Source organism: Desulfurellaceae bacterium (assembly GCA_021296095.1).
GTDB lineage: Bacteria > Desulfobacterota > Binatia > Bin18 > Bin18 > JAAXHF01.
The window spans coordinates 1-439 of the sequence record JAGWBB010000127.1 but is presented as its reverse complement, the minus strand read 5'-3'; positions in this window follow the sequence as shown (position 1 = coordinate 439).

Here is a 439-nt window from a genome sequence, read left to right as displayed (position 1 = left end):
ATCCCCACCGGGAAGCCACCTGGCCGGTGTCCCTGCAGAAGATCGACGAGTTTTTCGACGGCCTGACGGGCGAGGAGCGGGCTCTGATCACCGGCGGCAACGCGGGCAACGTCTATAACGTGCAGTGACGCGCGCCGTTCCCGATATGGGACGCCGGCGGCCCCGCCTTCGCCTTGGCTTGTCAGGCGGCCCGCTCGATGGCTGTGCAGCGGACCTGCACCCAGGTTGCGCGGCTGTCAGTGCTCGGCTTGTGCCTCCAGGCGGCGCGGGCGGCCCCGCGTCGGGGGGGTTGAAGGGGGCGGCAGCTCCCTCACCAAGTCTCGATGGATGTCGATGCAACGGGTAGACTGACTGAGACCTATACTTCTACGGACTGTACGGCGGAGATCTACGGGCGGGGCAAGACGGGTCTCAGTCTGACAATCAAGGTTTGGGGTGA